General features: G+C 67.4%; 23 protein-coding genes and 3 tRNA genes. 17 read left to right on the forward strand and 9 right to left on the reverse strand.

What is annotated here, in order from left to right:
- The first annotated feature begins 30 nt into the window (after window positions 1–30).
- Window positions 31–597 (forward strand): isochorismatase family protein, encoded by a 567-nt coding sequence (locus AC1DDH_RS14575; RefSeq protein ID WP_476955708.1) that lies wholly within the window; start codon window positions 31–33, stop codon window positions 595–597.
- Here the strand turns inward: AC1DDH_RS14575 and AC1DDH_RS14580 are convergent.
- Both AC1DDH_RS14580 and AC1DDH_RS14585 read right to left on the reverse strand, forming a co-directional pair.
- Window positions 594–1,220, reverse strand: coding sequence for a hypothetical protein (locus AC1DDH_RS14580; RefSeq protein WP_476955728.1), 627 nt, complete (start codon window positions 1,218–1,220; stop codon window positions 594–596). The two genes, AC1DDH_RS14575 and AC1DDH_RS14580, sit on opposite strands and share 4 nt — an antisense overlap.
- A gap of 113 nt (window positions 1,221–1,333) precedes the next feature.
- The gene (locus AC1DDH_RS14585) at window positions 1,334–2,206 is read right to left on the reverse strand and encodes an SGNH/GDSL hydrolase family protein (protein ID WP_043437127.1); all 873 of its coding nucleotides are present in this window, start codon (window positions 2,204–2,206) and stop codon (window positions 1,334–1,336) included.
- A gap of 94 nt (window positions 2,207–2,300) precedes the next feature.
- Here AC1DDH_RS14585 and AC1DDH_RS14590 point away from each other — a divergent pair, with 94 nt between their 5' ends.
- Window positions 2,301–2,957, forward strand: a complete 657-nt coding sequence (locus AC1DDH_RS14590) for an alpha/beta hydrolase (protein ID WP_476871577.1) — start codon at window positions 2,301–2,303, stop codon at window positions 2,955–2,957.
- Between the two features lie 47 nt (window positions 2,958–3,004).
- Here the strand turns inward: AC1DDH_RS14590 and AC1DDH_RS14595 are convergent, their stop codons facing one another.
- The gene (locus AC1DDH_RS14595; protein WP_018774572.1) at window positions 3,005–3,241 is read right to left on the reverse strand and encodes an RNA-binding S4 domain-containing protein; all 237 of its coding nucleotides are present in this window, start codon (window positions 3,239–3,241) and stop codon (window positions 3,005–3,007) included.
- Window positions 3,242–3,274: 33 nt separating this feature from the next.
- Between AC1DDH_RS14595 and AC1DDH_RS14600 the strand changes: the two genes are divergently transcribed.
- From AC1DDH_RS14600 to AC1DDH_RS14610, 3 genes are all read left to right on the forward strand, one after another.
- Entirely contained in the window at window positions 3,275–4,240 is a 966-nt protein-coding gene (locus AC1DDH_RS14600) for a DMT family transporter (protein ID WP_476849379.1), read from the forward strand.
- Between the two features lie 136 nt (window positions 4,241–4,376).
- Window positions 4,377–5,762, forward strand: coding sequence for a glycine--tRNA ligase (locus AC1DDH_RS14605; protein WP_028278290.1), 1,386 nt, complete (start codon window positions 4,377–4,379; stop codon window positions 5,760–5,762).
- Window positions 5,763–5,764: 2 nt separating this feature from the next.
- A complete protein-coding gene (locus AC1DDH_RS14610) occupies window positions 5,765–6,772 on the forward strand; it encodes a GNAT family N-acetyltransferase (protein WP_476955709.1) in 1,008 nt (335 codons plus the stop codon).
- A gap of 82 nt (window positions 6,773–6,854) precedes the next feature.
- On the opposite strand, the gene AC1DDH_RS14615 is transcribed toward AC1DDH_RS14610, so the two are convergent.
- The 4 genes from AC1DDH_RS14615 to AC1DDH_RS14630 form a co-directional block, all read right to left on the reverse strand.
- Window positions 6,855–8,294, reverse strand: coding sequence for a short-chain fatty acid transporter (locus tag AC1DDH_RS14615; protein WP_476955710.1), 1,440 nt, complete (start codon window positions 8,292–8,294; stop codon window positions 6,855–6,857).
- 70 nt (window positions 8,295–8,364) lie between these two features.
- A complete protein-coding gene (locus AC1DDH_RS14620) occupies window positions 8,365–9,222 on the reverse strand; it encodes a lysophospholipid acyltransferase family protein (RefSeq protein ID WP_476856521.1) in 858 nt (285 codons plus the stop codon).
- Between the two features lie 46 nt (window positions 9,223–9,268).
- Window positions 9,269–10,081: a DUF1295 domain-containing protein gene (locus AC1DDH_RS14625; RefSeq protein ID WP_476955711.1), complete on the reverse strand. Its 813-nt coding sequence runs from the start codon at window positions 10,079–10,081 to the stop codon at window positions 9,269–9,271.
- On the reverse strand, window positions 10,081–10,845 hold the full coding sequence (locus tag AC1DDH_RS14630) for an alpha/beta hydrolase (RefSeq protein WP_476887235.1): 765 nt from the start codon (window positions 10,843–10,845) through the stop codon (window positions 10,081–10,083). Before AC1DDH_RS14630 ends, AC1DDH_RS14625 begins: the two co-directional genes overlap by 1 nt.
- A gap of 269 nt (window positions 10,846–11,114) precedes the next feature.
- Between AC1DDH_RS14630 and AC1DDH_RS14635 the strand changes: the two genes are divergently transcribed.
- The 7 genes from AC1DDH_RS14635 to AC1DDH_RS14665 all read left to right on the forward strand — a co-directional run bounded on the left by AC1DDH_RS14635 (window position 11,115) and on the right by AC1DDH_RS14665 (window position 18,922).
- Window positions 11,115–12,488, forward strand: coding sequence for an FAD-binding oxidoreductase (locus AC1DDH_RS14635; RefSeq protein ID WP_476872758.1), 1,374 nt, complete (start codon window positions 11,115–11,117; stop codon window positions 12,486–12,488).
- A gap of 69 nt (window positions 12,489–12,557) precedes the next feature.
- Window positions 12,558–14,018 carry a YibE/F family protein gene (locus tag AC1DDH_RS14640; RefSeq protein ID WP_476955712.1) on the forward strand — a complete coding sequence of 487 codons (1,461 nt, stop codon included), beginning with the start codon at window positions 12,558–12,560 and terminating at the stop codon, window positions 14,016–14,018.
- A 101-nt stretch (window positions 14,019–14,119) separates the two neighbouring features.
- Window positions 14,120–15,298: a tRNA dihydrouridine synthase DusB gene (dusB, locus tag AC1DDH_RS14645; RefSeq protein ID WP_018774562.1), complete on the forward strand. Its 1,179-nt coding sequence runs from the start codon at window positions 14,120–14,122 to the stop codon at window positions 15,296–15,298.
- Window positions 15,282–16,580 (forward strand): deoxyguanosinetriphosphate triphosphohydrolase, encoded by a 1,299-nt coding sequence (locus tag AC1DDH_RS14650; RefSeq protein ID WP_230009400.1) that lies wholly within the window; start codon window positions 15,282–15,284, stop codon window positions 16,578–16,580. The genes dusB and AC1DDH_RS14650 overlap by 17 nt, the downstream gene beginning before the upstream one ends.
- A 52-nt stretch (window positions 16,581–16,632) precedes the next feature.
- Window positions 16,633–18,588, forward strand: a complete 1,956-nt coding sequence (gene dnaG / locus AC1DDH_RS14655) for a DNA primase (RefSeq protein ID WP_476955713.1) — start codon at window positions 16,633–16,635, stop codon at window positions 18,586–18,588.
- A 53-nt stretch (window positions 18,589–18,641) separates the two neighbouring features.
- A tRNA-Asn gene (locus tag AC1DDH_RS14660) sits at window positions 18,642–18,714 on the forward strand.
- A gap of 135 nt (window positions 18,715–18,849) precedes the next feature.
- Window positions 18,850–18,922 (forward strand) — tRNA-Asn (locus AC1DDH_RS14665).
- A gap of 126 nt (window positions 18,923–19,048) precedes the next feature.
- Here AC1DDH_RS14665 and AC1DDH_RS14670 read toward each other — a convergent pair.
- Window positions 19,049–19,456: a hypothetical protein gene (locus tag AC1DDH_RS14670; RefSeq protein ID WP_476849386.1), complete on the reverse strand. Its 408-nt coding sequence runs from the start codon at window positions 19,454–19,456 to the stop codon at window positions 19,049–19,051.
- 688 nt (window positions 19,457–20,144) lie between these two features.
- Window positions 20,145–21,368, reverse strand: coding sequence for a multidrug effflux MFS transporter (locus AC1DDH_RS14675; protein ID WP_028278281.1), 1,224 nt, complete (start codon window positions 21,366–21,368; stop codon window positions 20,145–20,147).
- 184 nt (window positions 21,369–21,552) lie between these two features.
- On the opposite strand from AC1DDH_RS14675, the gene AC1DDH_RS14680 reads away from it, so the two are divergent.
- The 5 genes from AC1DDH_RS14680 to AC1DDH_RS14700 all read left to right on the forward strand — a co-directional run bounded on the left by AC1DDH_RS14680 (window position 21,553) and on the right by AC1DDH_RS14700 (window position 25,582).
- A complete protein-coding gene (locus AC1DDH_RS14680; protein WP_476955714.1) occupies window positions 21,553–22,431 on the forward strand; it encodes a phage holin family protein in 879 nt (292 codons plus the stop codon).
- A gap of 55 nt (window positions 22,432–22,486) precedes the next feature.
- Window positions 22,487–23,110 carry a CDP-alcohol phosphatidyltransferase family protein gene (locus AC1DDH_RS14685; RefSeq protein WP_476859074.1) on the forward strand — a complete coding sequence of 208 codons (624 nt, stop codon included), beginning with the start codon at window positions 22,487–22,489 and terminating at the stop codon, window positions 23,108–23,110.
- Window positions 23,110–24,012 carry a DMT family transporter gene (locus tag AC1DDH_RS14690; RefSeq protein ID WP_223914060.1) on the forward strand — a complete coding sequence of 301 codons (903 nt, stop codon included), beginning with the start codon at window positions 23,110–23,112 and terminating at the stop codon, window positions 24,010–24,012. Before AC1DDH_RS14685 ends, AC1DDH_RS14690 begins: the two co-directional genes overlap by 1 nt.
- 105 nt (window positions 24,013–24,117) lie before the next feature.
- Complete coding sequence (locus tag AC1DDH_RS14695; RefSeq protein WP_476887209.1) at window positions 24,118–25,314, forward strand: glycosyltransferase; 1,197 nt, start codon at window positions 24,118–24,120, stop codon at window positions 25,312–25,314.
- A 194-nt stretch (window positions 25,315–25,508) separates the two neighbouring features.
- A tRNA-Ile gene (locus tag AC1DDH_RS14700) sits at window positions 25,509–25,582 on the forward strand.
- Window positions 25,583–25,592: the final 10 nt, after the last annotated feature.

Genomic DNA, 25,592 nt, shown 5'->3' on the forward strand with positions numbered 1-25,592 from the left:
TGGGCAGACACCGGGAATGCAGGAGGCATTGTGACCACGCTCTTCAACCGTCCCAACACGGCATTGCTCGTCGTCGATATGCAGATCGGCGTCGTCGCCGAGGCATACCGCCGCGACGACGTCGTCGCAACAATCGCCGCGCTCGTGGACAAGGCCCGCGACGCCGGGGTGGACGTCGTCTGGGTGCAGCACAGCGGTGAGGAACTCCCGCGCGGCAGCAACGGATGGCGGTACGTGCCGGAACTCGCACGCCTCAGTTCGGAGCCGCTCGTGGCCAAGGAGTACAGCGACGCCTTCGAGGCCACCGACCTCGAATCCGTGCTGGCCGGGCGCGGCATCGGGCGCTTCTTCCTGGCCGGTGCGCAGACCGACGAGTGCATCCGCTCGACCCTGCACGGCGCGATCACCCGCGGCTACGACGTCACGCTGGTCGCCGACGCCCACACCACCGAGGACCTGACCGAGTACGGCGCCCCGCCGCCGGCTCTGGTGGTCGCGCACACCAATCTGTACTGGCAGTACCACAAGGCGCCGGGGCGGACGGCAGGAACCGTCAAGGCGGCCGACGTCGAGTTCGCCGGCCCAGCAGGGTCCTAGCCCTTCATGATTTCCGCGCGCTGGGCCATGTAGTCCTCCATGGACAGCTTGCCGTCGGTGTACTGCTGGTCGAGCTCGGCCAGCTTGCGGGCCCGGTAGCCCTGCCCCGCCGACGGCGGCGGCGGAGACTGCGGCGCCTGCGCCTGTCCCGCGCCCGGCGCCGGGGGAGTTTGCGATGCCTGCGGCCGTTGCGGTTGCGGCGGGTTGTTCAGGTACTCGGGGCTGTCCTCGTAGGGGACGGGCGACTGGTAGCCGACCGGGTTCGGGTACTGCTGGCCGGGGTACGGCTGGTTCGGGAACGGCTGGTCCGGAAACCGGGGACTGGGGTTCTGCGGGTTCGGGTACTCCGCGCTGGGATACTCCGGGCTGGGGTATTGCGGGCTGGGATACGGCTCGTTGGCCGGACCCGACTGCTTCGGGGCGCCCAGCTGGCCAAAGCCGCCGAAGTAGTCCTGCTGGGTGTAGCCATCACGCGGCTGGTTGCCCTGGCCGGGGTTGTTCTGGCTGCCCGGGAACCGGCCGAACTGTCCCGGCGTGCCCTGGTTCCGGCCGCGGGCAGACCTGCGGTAGAGGCGCATCGCCACGGGAACCAGGAAGGACAACACGATGATCCAGAAGAACATACTGCTCACGGTACTGGGCCTTTCAGCTGCTGGGCCTTCTCATCTGCGGGCTCATCTGTAGGGCCGGAGAAGTGTCCCTCCAGCTTATGCCCGGCAGGCTCAGGCCCGAAGCCTCAGGACCGGACAGCGTCCTCGGCGCCGGGCGGGCCTTCGCCTGAACCAAGCGGAACGCCGGGACCGAACACCGGGCCGGCCAGCGGCCGCTTGGCCGTCATGCCGTCGCCGGAGGAGCGGTGCCGCAGCCGGCGGACCACCCAGGGGACGAAATACTCCCTGGCCCACACCAGGTCCCCGCTGCGCGCCTCGCGCCAACTGCGCTGCGGCAGCGGTTTGGGGGAGAGGGGCTGGAGCGTGTGCTCGACGTTCAGCGAGTCCAGCACCATGGCCGCGATCGTGTGGTGGCCCAGCGGTGAGAAATGCAGCCGGTCGACATTCCACATCTGCGGGTCATTGAGCTGGCGCAGCGACCACATGTCCGCGATCACGGCGTCGTGGCGCGCGGCGATCGTGCGCAGGTTCTCGTTGTAAATGGCCACCTTGCTGCGGATCCGGCCCAGCACTGTGGAGCCGGTATCCGGGCCGTTGAACAGGACGACGGTGGCGCCGCCCAGGCTCAGGATCTGCACCACCGAATCCAGCTTTTCGGCCAGCACGTCCGGATCGCCGCCCGGGCGGATGAGGTCGTTTCCGCCTGCGGAGAGCGTGATGAGGTCCGGTTTGAGGGACAGGCAGTGAGCCATTTGCTGGTCCACGATCTGCTGCAGGAGCCGGCCGCGGACGGCCAGGTTCGCGTAGGCGAAGTCGTTGTGCCCACGGCTGAGTTCCTCGGCCACGCGGTCCGCCCAGCCCCGATGGCCGCCCGGACTGGCCGGTTCCGGGTCGCCGATGCCCTCCGTGAATGAGTCGCCCATCGCCACATACCGGGTCCACGGGTGGGTGACGGTGTCAACGGTGGTCTCGGCTGGGGTGTCCGGTGAATTTTCCATGGGATCGGTATTGCTCACCCCCTTATCCTGCACTGTTCGCGTTTAGCTGCGCCACCGTAATTTGTTACCGCCGGGTAACTGTAAGAATAGTTCCATGACTCACGCTGACGCCTTCCCCGCCCCTGTCGTCCAATGGTCCCAGCCGGAGCAGGAACGGGCCGGCAAGCCGCTTCTTGTCCTGTTGCACGGCTACGGCGCCAACGAACAGGATCTGCTCAGCCTGGCCGGGATGCTGCCGCAGGAATTCGCGGTGGCCTCGTTGCGCGCCCCGATCGCCATGGGACCGGGCTTCACCTGGTTCCCGCTGACAGGGTCCATTGACTACTCGCTCGACGCCGTCAAGGTCGCGGCAGGCTACGTTCAGGACTGGCTCGACGGCGTCAAAGCCAACCACCCGTCGGTGACGCTGTTGGGGTTCTCGATGGGCATGGCCATGGCCACCACGCTGCTGCGGCAGCGGCCGGCGGACTTTGCCGCCGTCGTCGGGCTGTCAGGTTTTGTCGTCGATGCCGGCGATGACCCCAGCTTCCGCGACGGCGAACTGGACGGCACTGTGCCGCTGTTCTGGGGGCGGGACCAGCAGGACCCCGTGATCACCGAGGACAAGATCGACTACACCGTCGGCTGGGTGCGCAAGCACGTGTTGCTCACCAAGGTCCTCTACACGGGCATGTGGCACGGCATCAACCAGCAGGAGATCGGCCACGTCTCGGAGTTCCTCACGCACGTGGTGCTCAACGCCAAGAAGTAGGCGCGCCGGAGAAGTTGTGCGCCGGGAAGCGACGCCGGGACAGGCGGCTAGGCGGCCGGGGGCGCGCTGATCCGCACGGTCCGGCCGTTCACGGTGACGGTGTCGCCGTCGTGCAGTTGGCGGCCGCGGCGCTCGTCGATTTCGCCGTTGACCTTCACCAGCCCGTTCTTGATCAGTTCCGCGGCCTCCACGCCGTCCTCGACCAGATTCGCAAGTTTCAGCAGCTGGCCCAGCCGGATCATGCTGTCGCGGATAGTGATGTCTTCGAATTCCGGATTGCTCATACAAGCAATAATGCCTGACCTAAGGTGGCACCTATGACCCATCACCGCCGTCTTCCGCTAATCGTCGGCCTGCCCATGGCCGTCGCGACGGGACTGTTCATCCCGATCCAGGGCCGGATCAACGGCGCCCTCGGGGTGGCGCTGGGGGACGGAATCGGTGCCGCCGTCGTCAGCTTCAGCACCGGACTGCTGGTCATGACGGTCATTTCCCTGGCCTTGCCCCGGGGCCGGGCAGGGCTGGCGCGGATCCTGCCGGCCGTGCGCGAACGGCAGTTTCCGCCGTACTACGTCCTGGCCGGCTGCATCGGTGCCCTCTTCGTCTTCGCCCAGTCCTTCACCGTGGGACTGCTCGGCGTCGCCCTCTTCACGGTGGCCGCCGTGACGGGGCAGACCCTCAGCGGCCTGCTGGTGGACCGGATGGGGATCGGACCGGCGGGGAAGAGGCCCATTACCGGCATCCGGGTGATCGGCAGTGTGCTCACCGTCGCCGCCGTCGCCTGGGCGGTGTCGCCCAGGTTCAGCGCCGGGGAATCCGGGCTGCAGTTGCTGGTCCCAGTGATGCTTCCGCTCCTGGCCGGGTTCCTGATGAGTTTCCAGCAGGCCATGAACGGCACAGCCACCGTGCACTACGGCACCCCCATCGCCGCGACATTCGTGAACTTCATCGCCGGAGCGGCCCTGCTGTGGGTGGCATGGCTGATCAAACTCGCCGTGGCCGGGGCCGGCAGCCCCCTCCCGGCGCAGTGGTGGTACTACCTTGGCGGCCCGCTCGGCTGCATCTTCATCGGCATCGGCGCCCTCCTGGTCCGCAGCCTGGGCGTGCTGGTCACCGGCCTCGGCATGATCGCCGGCCAGCTTCTGGGGTCCCTCGGACTGGACCTCATATTGCCGGTGCCCGGAACGGTGATCGCCCTCCCGACGGTCCTCGGCACCATCCTGACGCTCGGCGCCATCGTCCTGGCCACCCTGCCCTGGCCCAAGGGCGCGCTGAAGCGGTAGCGGGCCGGTAGGCTTGGAGTTTGCATTGCACTGTTCGTATCGCTTTGTTCGTATTGTCCCGGCCGGCAACCAGCCGGCGTCCCGGGGCCAACACCACGGACCGCACCCAGCGGCCCTGTAGAAAATTGGAGTTCCCATGGCAGCAAAATCCGTCCTCGACCAGATCATTTCCCTCGCCAAGCGCCGGGGATTCGTTTTCCAGGCCGGTGAAATCTATGGTGGCTCCCGTTCTGCGTGGGACTACGGCCCGCTCGGCGCCGAGCTCAAGGAAAACATCAAGCGCCAGTGGTGGCAGTCCGTGGTCCGCGGCCGCGACGACGTCGTAGGCCTGGATTCCTCCGTCATCCTGCCCCGTCAGGTGTGGGAGGCCTCCGGCCACGTCGATGTGTTCTCCGACCCGCTGGTGGAGTGCCTGTCCTGCCACAAGCGTTACCGCGCGGACCACCTCGAGGAAGAGTACGAGGAGAAGAAGGGCCGTCCCGCCGAGAACGGCCTCAAGGACATCGCCTGCGCCAACTGCGGCACCCGCGGCCAGTGGACTGAGCCGCATGAATTCTCCGGGCTGCTCAAGACCTACCTTGGCCCCGTCGCCAGCGAAGAAGGCCTGCACTACCTGCGGCCCGAAACGGCCCAGGGCATCTTCGTGAACTTTTCCAACGTCCTGACCACCTCGCGGAAGAAGCCGCCCTTCGGCATCGGCCAGATCGGCAAGTCCTTCCGCAACGAGATCACGCCCGGAAACTTCATCTTCCGCACCCGCGAGTTCGAGCAGATGGAGATGGAATTCTTCGTCGAGCCCGGCACCGACGAGCAGTGGCACGAGTACTGGATGAAGGAACGCATGTCCTGGTACACGGGCCTGGGCATCCGCGAAGAGAACCTGCGCTTCTTCGAGCACCCGCTGGACAAGCTCAGCCACTACTCCAAGGGCACCACGGACATCGAATACCGTTTCGGATTCCAGGGCTCGGAGTGGGGCGAGCTCGAGGGCATCGCCAACCGCACCGACTTTGACCTCTCCACCCACGCCAAGGCCTCCGGCGCGGACCTGAGCTACTTCAACCAGGCCACCAACGAACGCTACACCCCGTATGTGATCGAGCCCGCGGCCGGCCTCACCCGTTCGTTCATGGCCTTCATGATCGATGCCTACACCGAGGACGAGGCCCCCAACGCCAAGGGCGGGGTGGACATCCGCACCGTGCTCAAGCTCGATCCGCGCCTGGCGCCGGTGAAGGCGGCCGTGCTGCCGCTGAGCCGCAACGAGGACCTGTCCCCGAAGGCCAAGGACCTCGCAGCGCAGCTGCGCAAGAGCTGGAACATCGAGTTCGACGACGCCGGCGCCATCGGCCGCCGCTACCGCCGCCAGGACGAGATCGGCACCCCGTTCTGCATCACCGTGGACTTCGACACGCTCGAGGACCAGGCCGTCACCATCCGCGAACGCGACACCATGAGCCAGGAACGCGTCTCCCTGGACAAGGTGGAGGGCTACCTGGCCGCACGGCTGATCGGCGCCTGAACATGGCCATCGCATACCGGGAATGGCGGGAAGGCGACGACCTCGCGCTGCTGGAAATCTGGGGCGGCCCTGAGACCGTCCAGGCCGGACAGTTCCGCGGGACGCTGTCGCCCTCGGGCAATTCCCCATGGCGCCGCTGCATCGTGGCCGAGGACGTTGTGGACGGTGTCGCCATTCCGGTGGCGGCCGCCGTGGTCCACGAGGCCTCGCTGCACCCTGAACGGCTCTGGGCGTATGTCGAGGTCGCCCGGGACCACCGCCGCGCCGGCCTCGGGTCCACACTGCTGACCATGCTGCGGCACGAGGCCGCCCAGGCGCCGTCGGGCGTGTCCAGACTGCGCTGCAAAGTGGAGCCGGGCACCCCCGGTGCGGCGTTTGCCGAGGCCGCGGGCCTGGCCCCGATCCAGCGCTCCCGCCTCGTCGTCGTTGACCCGGCTCCGCTCAAGCTGCCGGTGTTCGGCGACGGTTCGGAGTCCGCGGCCACCGACCAGGTCGAAGACCTGGCCACGGGCTCGGTGGAGCTCAGCGACGTCGTGGGACGCTACTACACCGCCGTGCACGGCTGGGACAGCCCGGGGAAGCTGAGCGTCGCCGCGGTGCAGCGCCTGTTCCTGGATGACCTCAGCGGCGCCCACGGAGCGATTGTGCTGCGGGCGCCCAAGGCCAGCGCCTTCGGACACGGCATCGCGGCCAGCCGCAAGGGCCGGCTGGAGGGGTTCGCCGTCAGCTACGCCCAGGGAATTCCGGGAGCCGACGGCGGCGCCGATGCCGGCGCGGCCTCGACCACTGAGCCAACTGAGGTGTTCCTCGGGCACGAGCCCAAGCTTGGCGCGGACGAGGCCAAGGCCGCCGTCCGGGACCTGTTGGCCCTGATCGCTTACCAGCACCCGGTGATGCTCGAACTGGACGACGCAATGACCGCCCTGCGCACCGTCGTCGAACCGCTGCTCGAGAGCGGCAAGGCCCATGTCCAGGGCTCGGAAACGCTCGTCGTCTCCGACCCGGCCTAGGCCTTAACCCGACTGACCCGCAGCTGTAGCCGTATAAAGCTTGATAACGGCCACGGCTGCGGGTCAGTTTGCCTTAAAGCAGCTATTTGGGCATCACCGGCGGCACGAAGTCGAAGGTCATGCCCAGCAGCCAGACGAGCAGCAGGACCACCGGCAGGTGGAAGACGAACTGCAGGAAGGTGAAGCCCACCAGGTCCCGGGCGCGCAGCCGCAGCACCGCGAGCAGCGGCAGCATGAAGAACGGGTTGACCAGGTTCGGCAGCGCCTCGGCGATGTTGTAGATCTGCACGGTCCAGCCGAGGTTCATCTGCACATCGGTGGCCGACTGCATCACGTAGGGCGCCTCCACCAGCCATTTTCCGCCTCCGGAGGGGACAAAGATGCCGAGTACAGCCGTGTACAGGGCAATGACGACGGCGAAGCCGCCACCGCTGCCGATGTCCGAGAAGAACGCCGCGAGGTGGGTGGAGAGGCTCATGCCACCGGTTCCCGTGGCCTTGGTCAGGATGGCCGCCATCGCCGCATACAGCGGGAACTGCACGAGGATGCCCGCGGTGGCCGGGACGGCCTTCGTCACGGCCTGCAGGAAGTTCCGCGGCGTCCCGTGCAGGACCAGGCCCAGGATGAGGAACACCAGCAGGTAGCCGTTGAGGCTGCTGACCACGCTGAGGAACGGCTTGGTGAGGAACTGCGAGACGAGCCAGCCGAGCGTGAGGACGCCCGCCAGGATCGGCAGGACCCGGCTGTATTCGAGCCATTCGCCCGGCCGGGAACGCGGCGCGGACTCGGCCGGCTCGTCGTCCAGGTCCACACCCAGGTCCTCTGCGGTGCGGATCGAGCCGCCCTGGGGCGCGGAGAAGTGCGCAATCACGGTGGTCAGGGCCATCAGGATGGCCAGCGTCAGCAGCGACTGCCAGGTAAAGATCGTGGTGCCGAAGTCCAGGATGCCCGTGATCTTCAGCAGCGCCGGCGGCAGCGACGCGGCCGTGGCCTGCAGCTGCGCGGCAGAGGAGGACAGCCCCAGTGCCCAGACGGCGCCGAGGCCCATGAACGCCGCCGCGCCCAAGGCACGGTAATCCACCGTCAGGTCCTTGCGGCGGGCAATCGCGCGGGCCAGCAGCCCGCCGAAGATCAGGCTGAGCCCCCAGTTGAGGAAGGACACGGACATGGCGAGCACGGCCACGAAGCTCACCGCGGTCCGCGCCGTTGACGGCACGAGCGCCAGCCTGTTGATCAGTCCCGCCACGGGCGGGGAGGTGGCCACGACGTAGCCGGTGAGGACCACCATGGCCATCTGCAGGGTAAAGGCCGTCAGGTCCCAGAAGCCGTTGCCGAACGAGTCGGCGATTGCCTGGGGCGTGGCGCCGATGGCGAGTGCGGCCACCGCGATGATGACGACGCCGGCGAGGGCGAAGATGTAGGCGTCCGGGAACCACCGCTCCGTCCATGCCGCCATTCGTTGGGCTATCCGTGCGAGACCGCGTTCTTCGGTTCCGCTCTTGGTCACGACTGTGCTTGCCACAGGTGTCCCTCTCCATTGAGTGCTTTTTGTACCCCATGGAGTTTAGTCAAGACGATGGCGGAAGTAGGGCTTATCGGCGCTTGGCACCTGCGCGCCGGGGGCCGTCGGCCTTGTCGAGCCGGCGTCTTTCCTCCTCAGTCGGGGCGCCGCCGCCGAGACCGGCCGGCATCCACCAGGCCCCGGGGGCCGGTCGCAGGGGGAAGTCGGTGATGCCGGCGTCGATCCCGTCCTGCAGGGTCTTGGCCAGGCGCGCCGTGGCGGTCCGGGCGTCGTCGGACGGGTCCGGGAGTGAGCCCGGAAGGATCGGCTCGCCGACGTGGATGCGGACCGGGGCGCGCCAGGCGCGCCGCGGCGAGAAGGCATGGTGGCGGGTCATCAGCCGGTGGGCGCCCCAGACGGAGACCGGGATGATCGGCACGCCGGCCTCGGCGGCCATCCGCACCGCACCGGTCTTGCATTCGCGCACCGTGAAGCTTCGGCTTACGCCGGCCTCGGGCAGGACGGCGACGTATTCGCCCTCCCTAAGCCGGGCGACGGCGGCGTCGTAGGCGTGTGCTCCCGATCCGTACCCGACCACCACATGCCCGGCGGCGCTGACCGCGGGGCCGGCAAACCAGTGGTCGGCGGCGCCCTGCGTGATGAGGAAACGCAGCTGGGCCCGGTTGTGCCACCACAGCAGCATCTCGGCAAAGGCAAAGTCGAGGTAGCCGAAGTGCGTGATCGCGACCACGGCGCCTTGGCCAGGCACCACCGGGCGGGACGGGAGGCGGGTTGATGCGCCGCGGGTTGAGGGATTGGGCGGCCCGGGCTGGGGCAGGTGCTCCCGCCCCGTGACGAGGACGCGGATCCGGAACAGCCAGCGCAGCGCCAGCCCGGTGCGGACAATGAAACGGTAGAACCGGTCGCTGGGCTCCGGCCGCCACTTCACGGGCCGCCAGCCCAGCCCGTGCCGGGCACCTGCCGGGCCGCGCACGTCAGTGTCCGCCCACCCGCCGCCGGGGCGGCCAGGGCAGGAAGCCGGAGGTGGAGTCGATGTATTCCTTGTACCCGGGACGCGCGGACATTGCCTTTTCCGTCAGCGGCTTCCCGGTCTTGCCGGCGAGCGTCCAGATCATCAAGGCGGGGGAGAGGGCGGTCAGGACACCCGGCCAGGAATCGGCCGCCACCAGGAACAGCCCTGCCCAGACGGCGGCGTCGCCGAAATAGTTGGGGTGGCGGGTGTAGCGCCACAGTCCGGTGTTGAGGACGGTGCCGCGCCTGGCGGGATCGGATTTGAACTGCGTCAGCTGCCAGTCGCCGACCGTCTCGAACACGAAGCCAAGGATCCAGAGCAGGACGCCGGCGAACGCCAGCCAGCCCAGGCTTCCCGTGGCGAACATGCCGACCTGGATAGTGAGCGAGACGAAGAACATCACCAGCCCCTGGGGCAGGTAGACCCGCCGCAGGGCATAGACGTGGCGTGATCCGGGCGCTCCGGCGAGCATGTCCACGTAGCGCGGGTCCTCGTGGCCGCCGCGTGCGCGTGCCCCGATGTGGACGGCGAGGCGGATGCCCCACACGGCGACCAGGGCTAGCAGCAGCAGCCGCCTGCCGGCGTCGCCGTATCCGGCCGAAAGCACCCAGGAGATGCCGGCCACCACCACGAAGCCCAGACCCCAGACGGTGTCGATGACGGAGTGCCGGTTCTGCCGCACGGCAACCGCGAAAGTCACTCCGAGCAGCACCACGAGTCCCGCGATGACCCAGGGCAGGCTTCCAAGGAAGGCATCGAGCGGGAACGGCGGCATCACAACACCACCGGCATACGCGTTCCGGCCGCCGGAGGGGCTCCGCCGAGGGCGCTGCGCAATGCGTCCCTGGCGCCGGAAACATCGGCCTCCGTTGCCTCGCCGAAAGCGTCCAGGACGAAACCGTTCGCAAGCACGTTCCACAGTGCCAGCCGGCGGATCATGAAATGGCCGGCTTCCTTGAGCGAGACGTAGTCAACGGACGCGGCGACGCCCTCGGCGCGCCGGGCGTAGTCCAGTGAGTTCGCCGGGCTGGTCCAGCGGTCCTCGGTCCCGTGGACGATCAGGACGCGGCGGCCCGCGACAGGCTGGACCGAAGTCTTGTGGTTCACCCACGGCGCGAGCGCGACGACGGCTTCGACCTGCGGGTCGTCGGCCACGCACAGCGCCGTGAGACCGCCCATGGAGTGGCCCAGCAGGTACACCGGCACGCCGGGATGTTCCTGGCTGATCCGGGCGAGCGCCCAGCGGGCATCGTGAACGGGGGACATGTCCTCCCCGTTCCAGCCGCGGTAGCGGTTGCGCAGGGTCCACGCGGCCAGCCCGTGCGGGCCGCCCTGCCTGTGCAGCGCCCGGGCGAAGGGCACCATCCGGGCCGGACTCAGGTGCCGGCCGCGGACTGCGTCAAAACTGTCGGCCCGCCCGCCGTGCAGGATCAACACGACTCCGCGGGTCTCCCCGGCGGCTTCGGCGATGGTCAGCACGGCTTTGGCGGCGGGCCCGGAACGGCCCGCCTCCGGCTCGCGGTCGTCGAGTTTGCGCATTGCCACGTATGTGTCCTTCCGGTCCTTCGTCCGTCAATTACCAACCATAGGTTGCGGCCCGGTCCCGTCAAGGCCGGTGGTCCCTAGTGTGGATTCGGAGCCGGCGCCCCCGGTGATGGGTGCGGCCGGCATGCGTGCATTTGCTGGCGCCCTTGACGGGGAAATGCGGGAAGAGTAGGCATGAGCAGGTAAACCTCCGGGCGCCACGCCGGCTGGGAGCGCAGAGAACCGTCCGGTCGAATCTCACGACGAAATCGACGGTATACAAAATGAACGGAACACAGTTCGATAGCCTGCGCGGGCAAGTCCGCGGGCAGATCATCACGCCCGGTGACGCCGGCTACGACGCGGCACGGGCAGTCTTCAACGGCATGATCGATAAGAGGCCGGCAGCGGTGGCCCAGGTATCCCAGGTGGCCGATGTCATCTCCTGCGTCAACTTCGCCCGGGACAACTCCCTGGACCTGGCTGTCCGCGGTGGAGGACACAGTGCCCCGGGCTTTGGCACGTGGGATGACGCCCTGGTCATCGATTTCTCCAACATGACCGGCGTCCGGGTTAATCCGGCAGCCGCGACGGCGCGCGCGGAGCCGGGTGCGACGTGGGCCGACTTCAACCACGCGACCCATGCCTTCGGGCTGGCAACTCCCGGCGGCATTGTCGGCTCGACCGGAATCGCCGGGTTGACCCTCGGCGGCGGCATTGGATACCTGAGCCGCAAGTATGGCCTCAGCTGCGACAACCTCCTCTCTGCCGACGTCGTCACGGCCGAGGGAAAATTCCTTACCGCCAGCGAAAGCGAGAACGAGGACCTGTTCTGGGCGTTGCGCGGCGGCGGCGGGAACTTCGGCGTCGTGACGTCGTTCGAGTACCGGATGCACCCCGTGGACATGGTCCACGCCGGCATCATCATTTACCCCATCGAGCATGCCGAGACGGTGGCGCGGTTTTACCGGGACTACATGGCTACCGCCCCTGAAGAGTTTGGCGCGTTCCTGGGCTTCCACCAGGGTCCTCCTGTTCCGTTCCTGCCCGAGGAATGGCATGGCAAACCGGTGTGCGTCATCGTCGGCATGTGGACCGGTGATCCGGCGGAAGGTCCGGCACGCTGGCAGCCGTTCCTGGACGCCGCGCCGGCGGCGGGATCCATGGTGGGACCAATGCCGTACCCCGCCTTGAACTCGGCTTTCGACCCGCTGCAGCCCCCTGGCATGCAGGCCTACTGGAAAGCGGATTTTCTGGCGGAACTGAACGACGGTGCCATCGCGGCGCACATCGAACACGGCAGCAAGGTCCCCAGCGTGCAGACCGCGGTACACATCTACCCCATCGATGGTGCGGTCCAGCGGGTGGGCGCGACGGACACGGCGTTCGCCAACCGGAACGTGAAGTTTTCGCCCGTGATCGCGGCGCAGTGGATGGACCCCGCGGAAAACGAGGCAAACATCGCGTGGGTGAGGGACTACGCGGCCGCGCTGCGGCCCTATTCTGCCCCCGGCGGCTACATCAACTTCATGGATGGCGATGACCTGCCCAGGGTTGCGGAGAACTACGGGGAGAACTACAAGCGGCTGAGGGAGGTCAAAGCCAAATACGATCCGCAGAACCTCTTCCACGTCAACCAGAACATCGCGCCGGTGTAAGCGCGGCGTCATCGGTCCTGAGCGGAACCGCCCACGCCGTAAAGTTTTCGGCATGAGGTTGAACTGCTGATGGGCGCCGGACACTCGCACTCCCACAACGAACATCCGGAGCCGACGCCTCAAATGCTGGCTGCGCGGAAGAAGGCCAACTGGATCCTGGCTGCCATCCTGATCCCGCTGACGCTGCTGACCCTGGCGGCCATGGCCTTCATGTGGCCGTCGGGAAGCAAGGAAGGCATCACGCTGGCCAGCCCGTACGCGGCGGCCCCGGGGGTGACGTTTGACACCGGCAAGATCCAGCGGGTCGTCGTCGGCAGCTGTTCGGATATCCAGGCCGGCGGTGACGCCGCCCAGCAGGGCACCTCCGGTTCCGGCGCCGCGCCGCAGCCGCCGAACGAGGGCTCTCAATGCACGTTCGCCTACACTGAGCCGGACAAGGGCGGCAACCCGGTGAAAGTGGTCATCAACCCTGACGTCGCGAAGTCCCACGGCGTGAAGCCCGGGGACGGGATCCGCTACCTGAACCTCTCGAAGGTGCAGGACGCCGCGGGCCAGGGCGCGCCGGCCTATGTCTTCGTCGACTTTGTCCGGACCCTGCCCATCATCTTCCTGGCCGTGCTCTACGCCGTCGTGGTGATCGCCGTGGCGCGCTGGCGCGGACTGCGGGCCCTGATCGGGCTTGTCGGCGCGTACGTTGTGCTTGTCTCGTTCATGCTGCCCGGGCTGGTCGAGGGCAAGCCGCCGCTGCTGCTGGCTCTCGTGGGATCCACGGTGATCATGATCGGGGTGCTCTACTTCGCCCACGGCTTCTCCGCCCGCACGTCGACGGCGCTGCTCGGGACGATGTTCGGCCTCGCTATTACGGCGCTGCTGGCGGCCTGGGCCACCGACGCCGCCAACCTCGCCGGTGTGGGCAGCCACGACTCTGCCACCCTGACCAACATCTCGGACAATATCTCGATCTCCGGCATCATCCTGTGCGGACTGATCATTTCCGGGCTGGGCGTGCTCAACGACGTCACCATCACGCAGTCCTCGGCCGTCTGGGAACTGTGGGAACTCGCCCCCGAAAGCAGCGCCCGGCAGCTGTTCACGTCCGCCATGCGGATCGGCCGGGACCACATCGCCTCCACCGTCTACACCATCGCGTTTGCCTACGCCGGCGCGGCCCTGCCGGTGCTGATCCTGGTCATGCTCTACGAGCGGCCGCTCGGGGACGCCCTGACCAGCGCCGAACTCTCCGAGGAAGTCATCCGCACCCTCGTCGGCTCCGTGGGCCTCGTCCTGGCCGTGCCGGTCACCACCCTCATCGCCGTGCTGGTGGTCAAGGCCACCGGCATCAGGGGTGGTGCGGTGGCAGGGCCCGCGTCGGAACGGACTCCGTCGGATCGGGGCAGGCCGGTAGGGCCCGCGTCGGACCGGATCGCGCCGGATGGGGCCGCCCCGGATTGGGGCGGGTCCGACCCGGGCGGGTCCGACGGCGCCGGTGCTGCCACGCGCCGCGGGCGGCGGGCCGCACTGCGGGGCTGACGAGGAATCTGCAGGCACCCCGAACGCCGCCAGATCGGGAAGATTTCCACATAGCCGGAGCGGGACCGGGCCGATTTGCCCGTCTTTGAGACAATGGTCGGGTGACTGTTGTAGCAACCCCTCCCGCCCCCAAGCTGGAACTCCCGCCCCTGAAGCTGGGCCCGATCACGGTGGACACCCCCGTGATCCTGGCTCCCATGGCGGGCATCACCAACTCCGCCTTCCGCAGACTGTGCCGTGAATACGGCGGCGGCCTGTACGTGGCGGAGATGGTCACCTCGCGCGCCCTCGTCGAGCGCACGCCGGAGTCGCTGCGCATCATTTCGCACGACGACGACGAAAAAGTCCGTTCCGTCCAGCTGTACGGCGTGGACCCCGTCACCGTCGGCCAGGCCGTCCGGATGCTGGTGGAGGAGGACCGGGCGGACCACATCGACCTCAACTTCGGCTGCCCCGTGCCCAAGGTCACCCGGCGCGGCGGCGGATCGGCCTTGCCGTGGAAGATCGACCTCTTCACCTCCATCGTCCAGACCGCGGTGAAGGAAGCCTCCAAGGGCAATGTCCCGTTGACCATCAAGATGCGCAAGGGCATCGACGAGGACCACCTGACCTACCTCGATGCTGGCCGGATTGCCCGCGATTCCGGCGTCGCAGCCGTCGCCCTTCATGGCCGCACGGCCGCCCAGTTCTATTCCGGCCAGGCCGACTGGTCCGCCATCGCCCGGCTGCGCGAAGCCCTGCCGGACATTCCCGTTCTCGGCAACGGAGATATCTGGTCCGCGGAGGACGCGGTCCGGATGGTCCGCGAAACGGGTGTGGACGGCGTCGTCGTCGGCCGTGGCTGCCAGGGCAGGCCCTGGTTGTTCGGCGACCTCATGGCCGCGTTCGAAGGCAGCGACCAGCGGCACCGGCCGGACCTGCGCCAGGTTGCCGAGAGCGTGTACCGGCACGCTGAGCTCATGGTCGAAACGTTCGGGGACGAGGGCAAAGCCCTGCGCGAAATCCGCAAGCACATTGCCTGGTACTTCAAGGGCTACGTGGTCGGCAGCGAACTGCGGACCAAGCTGGCGCTCGTCACCAGCCTGGAGGTGCTGCGCGGCACCCTGGACCAGCTGGACCTCGACTCGCCGTATCCCGGAGGCGACGCCGAGGGTCCGCGCGGCCGCGCTGGTTCGCCCAAAAAACCGGCCCTGCCAAAGGACTGGCTGCTGAACCGGACGCTGGATGACGCCCAGACCCGCGATATTTCCTTCGCCGAACTGGATGTCTCCGGTGGCTGAGACCCGGACCACCGCGCCCGTCCTGGACGGGTATACCTCCCGCGACTGGGCCCGCTGGGTCGAGGAGCCGCCCAAGAGCACCTACCGCTCGGACTTCGAGCGTGACCGTGCAAGGGTCCTGCACTCCTCGGCGCTGCGCCGGCTCGGCGCGAAGACCCAGGTGGTGGCCCCGGATACCGACGACTTCGTCCGGACCCGGCTCACGCACAGCCTCGAAGTTGCCCAGGTGGGCCGCGAACTGGGCCGTGCGCTGGGCTGTGACCCCGACGTCGTGGACACCGCATGCCTCAGCCACGACCTCGGCCACCCGCCTTTCGGCCACAATGGCGAAGCCGCCCTCAACGAGGTGGCGCACGGGATCGGCGGCTTCGAAGGCAACGCCCAGACGCTGCGGCTGCTGACCCGGCTGGAGCCAAAGGTCCTCGCCGCCGACGGCCGGCCGGCCGGCTTGAACCTCACCCGGGCCAGTCTCGATGCCGCCGCCAAATACCCGTGGTCCGCGGTAAACGCCCCGGTCATCCACGGGGAGCGGACCAGCAAGTTCGGTGCCTACGAGGACGACCTCCCCATCTTCGACTGGATCCGCGACGGCGCCCCGGAACGCCGGTCCTGCCTCGAAGCGCAGGTCATGGACCTGGCGGACGATATCTCCTACTCGGTGCACGACGTCGAGGACGCGATCGTGGCAGGGCATTTCCAGCTGCGCTGGATGGACAACCCGGACCACCGCGCCCGCGTCGTCGGCTACGCCAAGCAGTGGTACCTGCCGCACAACGATCCCGCCGCGATCGACGCCGCCCTGGCCCGGCTGGAGGCCACGGATGTCTGGGTGCGCGAGGCCGACGGCAGCCGCAAAGCCATGGCGGCGCTCAAGGACATGACCAGCCAGCTCATCGGCCGCTTCTGCCAGAGCGCGCTGGAGGCCACCCGCACGGTCTACGGTCCGGAAAACCTGACCCGCTACAACGCGGAGCTGATCGTTCCGGATGAAACCGTGATGGAAATCGCGGTCATGAAGGGCCTGGCCACCACCTTCGTGATGACCACCGAACACCGGCAGCCCATCTACGAGCGTCAGCGTGAGGTCCTGCATGCCCTCGTCACCGCGCTCAGCGCCACGGGGGACCGCCATCTGGAACCGATGTTCGCCGCCGACTGGCTCGACGCGGGCGACGACGCCGCGCGGCTGCGTGTCGTCATCGACCAGGTCGCGTCGTTGACGGACGGCTCGGCGCTGGCCATGTACGAGCGTCTCGTGGGCAGCCTGCCGTCGCTGTGGTGAGGGCCGCCATGGCCGGCCCGTCGGCGTCGTACCCGGGGACTAGGATGGCAATGTGGCCGGCCTGATCAAACGCGAAGACATCGATGAAGTACGCCAGCGCACCGACATCAAGGAAGTCGTCGACGGTTACGTGACGCTCAAGGGAGCCGGGCTCGGGTCCTACAAGGGTCTGTGCCCCTTCCACGACGAGCGTTCTCCATCTTTCACCGTTCGACCCCAGGTTGGCCGGTACCACTGCTTTGGCTGCGGCGAGGACGGCGACGTCATCTCCTTCGTCCAAAAGCTGGACCACATCTCCTTCCACGAGGCCGTGGAGAAGCTGGCCCACCGGATCGGCTTCGAGCTCCACTACGAGGACGGCGGCTCCGGGCCCAACCGGGAGGACATCGGCCGGCGCCAGCGGCTGCTGGACGCGCACAAGGTGGCCGACGAGTTCTTCCGTGCCCAGCTGCTCACCCCCGGCGCCGCTGAGGGCCGCAACTTCCTCTACGGGCGCGGCTTCGACCGTGCGGCGGCCGAACAGTTCGGCGTGGGCTACGCGCCGCAGGGCTGGGACTCGCTCCTCAAGCACCTCCGCGGCCGCGGCTACACGGACCCGGAACTCAAGCTGACCGGCATGTTCTCTGAAGGCGGCCGGGGGATCTATGACCGTTTCCGCGGCCGGCTGATCTGGCCCATCCGGGACATCGCCGGCGACACCATCGGCTTCGGTGCCCGCAAGCTCTACGAGGACGATCAGGGCCCGAAGTACCTCAACACCCCCGAAACCGCGCTCTACAAGAAGTCCCAGGTCCTTTACGGAATCGACCTCGCCAAGCGCAACATCGCCAAAGACCGCCAGCTCGTGGTCGTGGAAGGCTACACCGACGTCATGGCCTGCCACCTGGCCGGCATTCCGACGGCGGTAGCCACGTGCGGGACCGCCTTCGGCACCGAGCACATCAAGATCGCCCGCCGGTTGCTCTCCGACGACGGCAGCGGGGGAGAGGTCATCTTTACGTTCGACGGCGACGCCGCCGGGCAGAAGGCGGCCCTGCGCGCCTTCGAAGAGGACCAGCGGTTTGTCGCACAAACCTTCGTGGCGGTCGAACCCAACGGCGCGGACCCCTGCGAACTGCGCCAGTCCAAGGGCGACTCCGCCGTCCGGGATTTGATCGGTAGCCGCCGCCCGCTGTTTGAGTTCGCCATCCGGGCCACCCTGAAGCGGCACAATCTGGACACGGTCGAGGGCCGGATCGCGGCCCTGCGTGAATCCGCGCCCGTGGTGGCGCAGATTCGCGACGCCGGAATCCGGCCGGCCTATGCCCGGGAGCTCGCCGGCTGGCTGGGGATGCCGGTCGAGGAGGTCAGCAGGGCCGTCGGCGCGGCGACCAAACGCGCCGCACAGGCTGCATCGGCTCCACCGGGCGGCGGCCAGGCCCAGAGCCACGGGCCGGGCGGCGGGCAGGGGTATGCAGGGTCCGGCCGCGGCCTTGCCGGAACCGCGCCCGGCGTTGCACCCTTGCCGCCGTCGGCCGTACTCCCGTCCTTCAACCGCCCTGATCCCCGGGACCCCGTGGCCGCGATGGAGCGCCAGGCGCTCGAGGTCGCGCTGCAGGAACCCGGCATGCTCGAGGGCGAGACGTGGCAGCGCTTCTCGGAGGCGCGGTTCTCCACACCCGCCTATCTCGCCATCCACGAGGCCATCCGGGCCACCGGACTCGGGTTTTCGGGGGATCCGGTGCGCTGGGTCGAGCAGCTGCTGCAGGAGGTCCCCGAGCCCCTGCGCCCGCTCGTGTCCGAGCTCTCCGTGGTGCCCCTGCCGGCCAACACCCCCGAAGGCGTCCTGCGCTACTGCAAGGACATCCTCGCCCGCTTGTTCGAGCTCCAGATCACCCGGGTCAAGGCCGAGAAGATGGGCCAGCTGCAGCGTCTGGACGCCTCGGCCGACCCTGAGGAATTCCAGCGGCTGAATCGCGAACTCATGCAACTTGAGATGCAGCGGCGGTCCCTGCGCTCGGACGCCTGAGCCGCCGATTTCGTTTCCCGGGCTGGTGTTTGCTAGGCTTATACCCGCTTCATTCCTCCTTAGCTCAATTGGCAGAGCATTCGACTGTTAATCGAAGGGTTGCTGGTTCAAGTCCAGCAGGAGGAGCGCGCAGTCCCCGTTCCGGGTTCCGGAACGGGGACTTTTTTATACCCGGAGGGGGTATTTCGCGACTGGCAGGCGCTGGCCCCGTGGCCGATTTCCCTACCGGCAAAACCTTTGCTAATGTCGTACCTGCTTCATTCCTCCTTAGCTCAATTGGCAGAGCATTCGACTGTTAATCGAAGGGTTGCTGGTTCAAGTCCAGCAGGAGGAGCGGACAGGTCCCGCGGCCGGTGAAAACCAGCCGCGGGACCTTTTTTTATTTCCTCTTTTTTGTTGCCCCGTCAATGGCCAGGGCTTTCCGCCGGGCAACGCAGTGGCGGGCAGTTCAGGTGGAGGTTCAGACGAAGTACATTTCCACCTGAAGGAAGCGCTGGGCCTCGGCGACCGCTGCCTGGAAGGCCTCCAGCTCCGTGGGGGATTTCCGAGGTTCCCGCGGGTGCCATTCATGCGGCGCCGAGTGCACCTGGGTGAATCCGCCGCCCGGGGGCGCATAGAAGATGCCGAACCGTTGCACCGGCCATTCCGGGGAAGATTCCGGTGCCACGAGGAGGGCGGAGTCATATGCGGGGTTGTACCACTGGGCGATTGGGCGGCGGCGGTCTTCGGTGAACAGGCCGGCGGCGAACAGGGCGGCCGACTGCGGGCTGGTCTGAGCGCACAAGCGATCCCACCACAGGGGCAGGATTCCGGCGTCACACCGCTGCCAAGTGGCCGGAAGGGGCTGGTGATCCTGCCTGTCGGGCATGAAATAACTTTATCGCCCGGCGCGGACGTCGAACAGGGCGCGAGGGGGGGCGCAAGGGCTGCAGGCCACGGACAGGGCTGCGTGGGCGGGTGGGCGGGGCCATAGGGCAGAGGCCAGAGTGCAGGCCATGTTGGCGGAGCGACGGGCCAGAGGACAAGAGCTGCAGGGTCGCAGGGATGCGCGGGCGTGCGGGTTTACTGGTGCAGGGGTGCAGGGGTGCAGGGTGTGGCTGGGCAGCGCCACAGGCACAGGCACAAGTGTGCAGGGGTGCAGGGGTGCAAGGTGTGGCTGGGCAGCGCCACAGGCACAGGGGTGCAGGGGTGCAGGGGTGCAAGGTGTGGCTGGGCAGCGCGACAGGCACAGGGCCGGGCCACGGTGTCCGCTGAACTGGGCTGTCCGGGGGACATGCTCAGTGCTGGCGGGATGCCCTTGGGGACATGTCCAGTGGTGGTCCTGGCGGATGGACATAGTGCAATATGTCCAGCCCCGGGCGCCAAGAATGGGCATGTCCCGTGGGGGAGGCCGTGAAGAATGGGCATGTCCCGTGGGGGAGGCCGTGAAGAATGGGCATGTCCCGTGGGGGAGGCCGTGAAGAATGGGCATGTCCCGTGGGGGAGGCCGTGAAGAATGGGCATGTCCCGTGGGAGAGGCCGCGATGAATGGGCATGTCCCCCCGGGGAGGGCCCGGCTACTGGATCGGTGGCACCGTACTGGGCCGAACAACCAGCCACAGCGCAGCGGCCGCCAGAAGGATGCAGACGGCCTGGACGGCGCCCATCGGGGTTGCGGAGCTGACGCCGAGCCAGCCGACCACCGGCGAGACCAGGCCAGCCATCAAAAAGGTCGCCGCGCCGAGAAGTGAAGCCGCGGTTCCGGCTTGGGCTCCGTGTTTGGCCAGGGCCAGGACCTGCACGGTGGGGAAGGTGAAACCGGCGCCCAGGATGTAGAACCACAGCGGCACCAGGACGCCCCACAGCCCGAACCCCAGCTGGTCGAAGACGACAATCAGGACGGCCATGACGAACATCCAGGCCGTGGAACAAGCCAGGATCCACTGCGGCGGGACGCGCTTGATGAGCCGCGCGCTGGTCTGCACGCCTGCCACGATGCCCAGCGAGTTGACGCCAAAGAGCAGGCCGTACTGCTGGGGCGTGAACCCGTAGACATTCTGGAACAGGAAAGGCGAGGCGGAGAGGTAGGTGAAGAGGCCCGCGAAGTTCATCCCGCCCACCAGCAGCAGGCCTACGAAGATCCGGTCGGAGAACAGCACCTTGTAACGCTGGCCCATGGTCATCCCGGTTTTGCCGCGCAGTTCCGGCGGCAGGGTTTCCCGGATCACGAAGAGGGCCGCGATGATGACGCAGGTCCCGTAGGCGGCCAGGAACAGGAAGATGCCGGGCCAGGGCATCAGCAACAGCAGCTGGGAGCCGATGACCGGGGCGAGGATCGGCGCCAGCCCGTTGACCAGAGCCATCCTCGCGAACATCCGCACCATCGCGTAGCCGCTGAACAGGTCACGGACCATGGCCATGGCCACCACGCCGCCCCCTGCAGCCCCGACACCCATGAGGACGCGGAAAAAACCCAGCGTGGCGATGTCCGTGGACTGCGCTGCGCCCAGGGACGCCGCGATGTGGACCGCTGTCGCCACGATCAGGGGCAGGCGCCGGCCGAACTTGTCGCTCAGCGGGCCCACGACCAGCTGTCCCAGCGCGAAACCGATGGTCGTCCCCGTGAGCGTCAGTTGCACCGCGGCCGCGGAGACGCCAAGGCTGTCTTCCAGGGCCGGGAATGCAGGCAAGTAAAGGTCGACCGTGAACGGCCCTAGGGCGGTCAAAGCGCCGAGCGTCAGAATGTAGAGGAATTTACGACGGCGGCTCAGGGAATCACCGGGATTGTGGGGTGTGCTCACAGAGGTCCATCCTAGGGCCCGCCGGGGTGGCCGGCCGGTGGCCGGGCGGGCGCGCCACACCTTGCCCGAAAAGGCCTCCCAAGAGCCTAAATGATAGTTTTGACACCGGGGTCTGTGCGAAGCTGTCCAGACCCGGCAAGCCCGCGTGAGCGGATCGACGGATGGCACCAGTTAGGCGGGACCGATGAGCGGACGTCACAGCGGCGGCACAGGCAGCGGGTTGCGGATTTCCGCGCTGCCGCAAACCCTGAAGATGATCTTCAAGCTGGCGCCCCGGCAGCTCAATGACGAGATTGCCCTGGCCAAGGCCGAAATCAAGCGCAAGGGGGCACAGCTCGGCGTCGCCGGCGCCTTCTTCGCCGTCGCCTTGGTCTTCGTTGGACTCCTGGTGATCGGACTCTTCGTTGCAGCGATCATGGGACTGGCCACCATCATGCCCGCGTGGCTCGCCGCCTTGTTGGTCTCTGCCGTCTGCCTGATTATCGCCGCGATCGGGGCGCTCATCGGGCAGAACAAGTTCAAGAAGCTCATGCCGTTGGTCCCCGAGAACACGATCCGTGGGCTCAAGTACGATCTCGGCATCGCCAAGGAAGGCTCCGCCTTCGACGCCAGGATCCTGGACCCGAGCACCGAGCAGTACAAAGCAGCGAAGGCCGCCAAGGAAGCCGCCGCCGCCAAGGCGACGGCGGAAAAGGAAGCAAAGGCTGCCGCCAAGCCCGACTTCGGGCCGCCGCCCACAGAGGCTGAACTCCGACGCCGGCTGGACCTGCGGCGCACGCACCTTACCGGCGTCCGCGACGACCTCGGCCGCGAACTCGATGTCAAGACCCAGGCCCAAACCCTGCTGGCGGCCGCCCAGGTACGGCTCCAGGACGGAAAGGAGCAGCTCAGCGACAAGATCGCAGGCTTCCGCGCCTCAGCCCGATCCTCGGCGGGGTCGGCCGCATCCGCTGACGGGCAGGGCCTGGCCGACACGATCAAGCGGCGCTGGAGGCCCCTGGCTGTGCTCGCCGCCTCTGGGGCCGCCCTCGCGGTCCTGGTGCGCAGGCTGATAAAGGGCTAGACAGATCCCTGAACCTAAACGCCAAACCGTTGCCGTCCACGGAAAGGGGGAATCGATGAAATTCATCGGCGCCGGCGCCCGCCCCGGGCAGCCCCTCGTCCACCGCGACGCGGTCTTCACGGTTCCCAATGTCCTGACCGTGGTGCGCTTCCTCGGCGTTCCGCTATTCATCTGGCTGGTCCTCTCGGAGCACAAGTACGGCTACGGTGCCCTCGTGCTCGCCGTCATGGCCAGTACCGACTGGGTGGACGGCTACATCGCCCGCCGCTTCAATCAGATGTCCAACCTCGGACGGGTCATGGACCCGATTGCGGACAGGCTCTCCCTGATCGCCGTCGCCGTGACCCTCGTGATCGCAGGCGTCGTCGAGTGGTGGTATCTCGCCGCGCTGCTGGTCCCGGACGCAGTCCTGCTGGCTCTGTCAGTGTTCTATTTCCACGGCCACCCTGATCTGCCGGTGAGCCGCATCGGAAAGATCCGGACGGGCCTGCTGCTGGTGGGCACGCCGCTGCTGGTGCTCTCCAAGCTTCCGGTGCCCGCCGCGGAGGTCTATGCCACGGTCGCGTGGATCTTCCTGGGCCTGGGCCTCGTGGGGCACTGGATCGCGGCCTACAACTACGTCTGGGCCATCATCGGCAAGGGCAGGCAGCTTCGGGCGCACGACGGCGGCTCCCTCTGATGGTCTGGGTTGCGGTTTTGCTTGCGGTCCTCGGCGCCTTCTGCCTGGCGTTTGGGGCACAGCGCCAGGGCAGTGCAGTCAAGGCCGATACAGGCGGCCTGGCGCTGAGCACCCACGGCCTGCTGCGGCTCGTGCGTAACCCGCGCTGGGTATTCGGGTTCCTTCTGCTGTGCGCCGGGATGGGAATGAACGCGATCGCCCTCGTCATGGCGCCCTTGACCGTGGTGCAGCCGATCGGCGCGATCGCCCTGGTCATCACCACCGTGGTCAACACCAAGGACCAGGGCCTGAGCATGAACCGGGCAACCGTCGTGGCCATCTCGCTCTGCGTGACCGGCTCAGCGCTGTTCGTGCTGCTGGCCGTCACCGCCACGCAGGAGAATCACAACGTCAGCAGCGAGGACGAGCTGACGATCGTGCTGCTCCTGGCCATTGCGGTTGCGGCCTTTGGCACGCTCGCGGTCCTGTTCAGGCACCGCATGAGCGCCTTCGTCTACATCCTCGGCGCCGGCGTCCTGTTCGGCTTCGTTGCTGTGCTGACCCGCATCATTGGCAGGCATCTGCTCGATCCAAATGGGCAGTTCCTGCTGAATGTGCCGTGGTACAGCGTCGTTGCGATTATTGCTGCAGGCGCTCTGGGATCGTGGTTTGTCCAAAACGCCTACTCCAGCGGACCGCCTGACCTCGTGATCGCCGGATTGACGGTGATCGACCCCATCGTGGGCATCGCGATTGGCATCGTGATTCTGGGAGAACTGCGTCCGGATGTCCAACCCGTGACGGCTATTGCCATGGGGACGGCCGCATTGCTTGCTATCGTGGGAGTCATAGCCCTCTCCAGGCACCACCCGGAAGTCACCAAGCGCAAGAAGGACGCGCGGAAGGCAGCGGGCAGGTCCTAGGGCGTCAGTCCAGACTTCGGCTGCAGGCCCGGCGCGCCTGTGCCGACTGCCAGCCGGCCGCCATTGATCCAGCTGTCCGCACAGCGACCACCAGGAGCTCCTCACGTGACCACGTCCGACAACCAGCCACCGCTGACCATCCTGATTGCCGCTGACACGTACCCGCCCCACGTCAACGGCGCCGCCCAGTTCGGCTACCGCCTCGCCAAGGGCATGACAGCCCGGGGTCACGATGTCCACGTCCTGGCGTGCCGCCCGGGCAAGGGCCCGAGCTACAGCGAGTTCAGCGACGAGGCTACCGTCCACCGCCTGCGCTCCCACTCGGTGCCCACGCACGAGTACTTCCGAGTCACCTTCCCCTGGGAGATCAAGAAGGAAATAGGGCTGTTGTTCGACCGCATCCAGCCGGACGTGGTGCACATCCAGAGCCACTACATGATCGGCGAGCACGTCCTGTACGAGGCCGTGAAGCGCGGCATCCGGGTGGTGGCGACGAACCACTTCATGCCCGAAAACCTGAACCCCTTCCTGCCGTTCCCGCAGTGGTTCAAAGACATTGTGGGCCGGATCTCCTGGCGGGACATGGGCAAGGTCATGGGCCAAGCCGACGTCGTGACCACACCCACGCCGCTTGCCGCCAAAGCCATGCACCAGCACGCCTTCCTCCGCCAGGTCCTGCCCCTTTCCAACGGCATCGACGCCGCAGCCTACGAGCTGCATCCCGGCGAGACGGTGGAACGCCACGCCAGCCCCACGGTCCTCTTCGCCGGCCGGCTGGCGGAGGAGAAGCACGTGGACGTCCTGATCGATGCCGTCGCCAAGACGCCCAAAGAACTGGACATCCACCTCGAAATCGTCGGCGGCGGAGAAGTCCGCCCTGCCCTGGAGGCGCAGGTCGCCCGGCTCGGACTGAAGGACAGGGTGAGGTTCCTCGGCCTGGCCAGTGACGCCGAACTTCGCACGGCCTACATCACGGCCGATGTGTTCTGCATGCCCGGCACGGCAGAACTTCAGTCCCTCGTGACCCTGGAGGCGATGTCGGCGTCCACGCCAGTCCTGCTGGCCGACGCCATGGCGCTGCCGCACCTGGTCCGCGACGGGGAAAATGGCTATCTCTTTATCCCCAACGACAGCGATGACCTCGCGGCCAAGCTGACGCGCGTGTTCTCGCTGCCCGACCACGAGCGTGATGCGATGGGCAAGACCAGCCGAGAAATGGTGGAAAGCCACGGTATCGCGCGCACGCTGCAGACGTTTGAGGACATCTACCGGGGCGCGAGCTACGACGACCTGGTCCTCTAGGCACACCGCCTGGCAGAACTGCAGCCCCTCCGAACGCCGCAGGTTCCACGGCGTCCAGTCCAAGAGCACCCGGGTCAGCACCGGCAGGCCGCCTGCCGGTGGCGGCATGCACGTGTGATGCGTCTACTATTGCTAGAGTATTTTTGCCCGGAACCAATCCGGCCCCCGCGGGCCAGGTCTGGCTCCGGGCGCAAGGGGCTATAGCTCAGCTGGTTAGAGCGCGGGACTCATAATCCTAAGGTCCTCGGTTCAAGTCCGAGTAGCCCTACTTTTATTTC

It is taken from the genome of Arthrobacter sp. 10T425 (assembly GCF_056393985.1).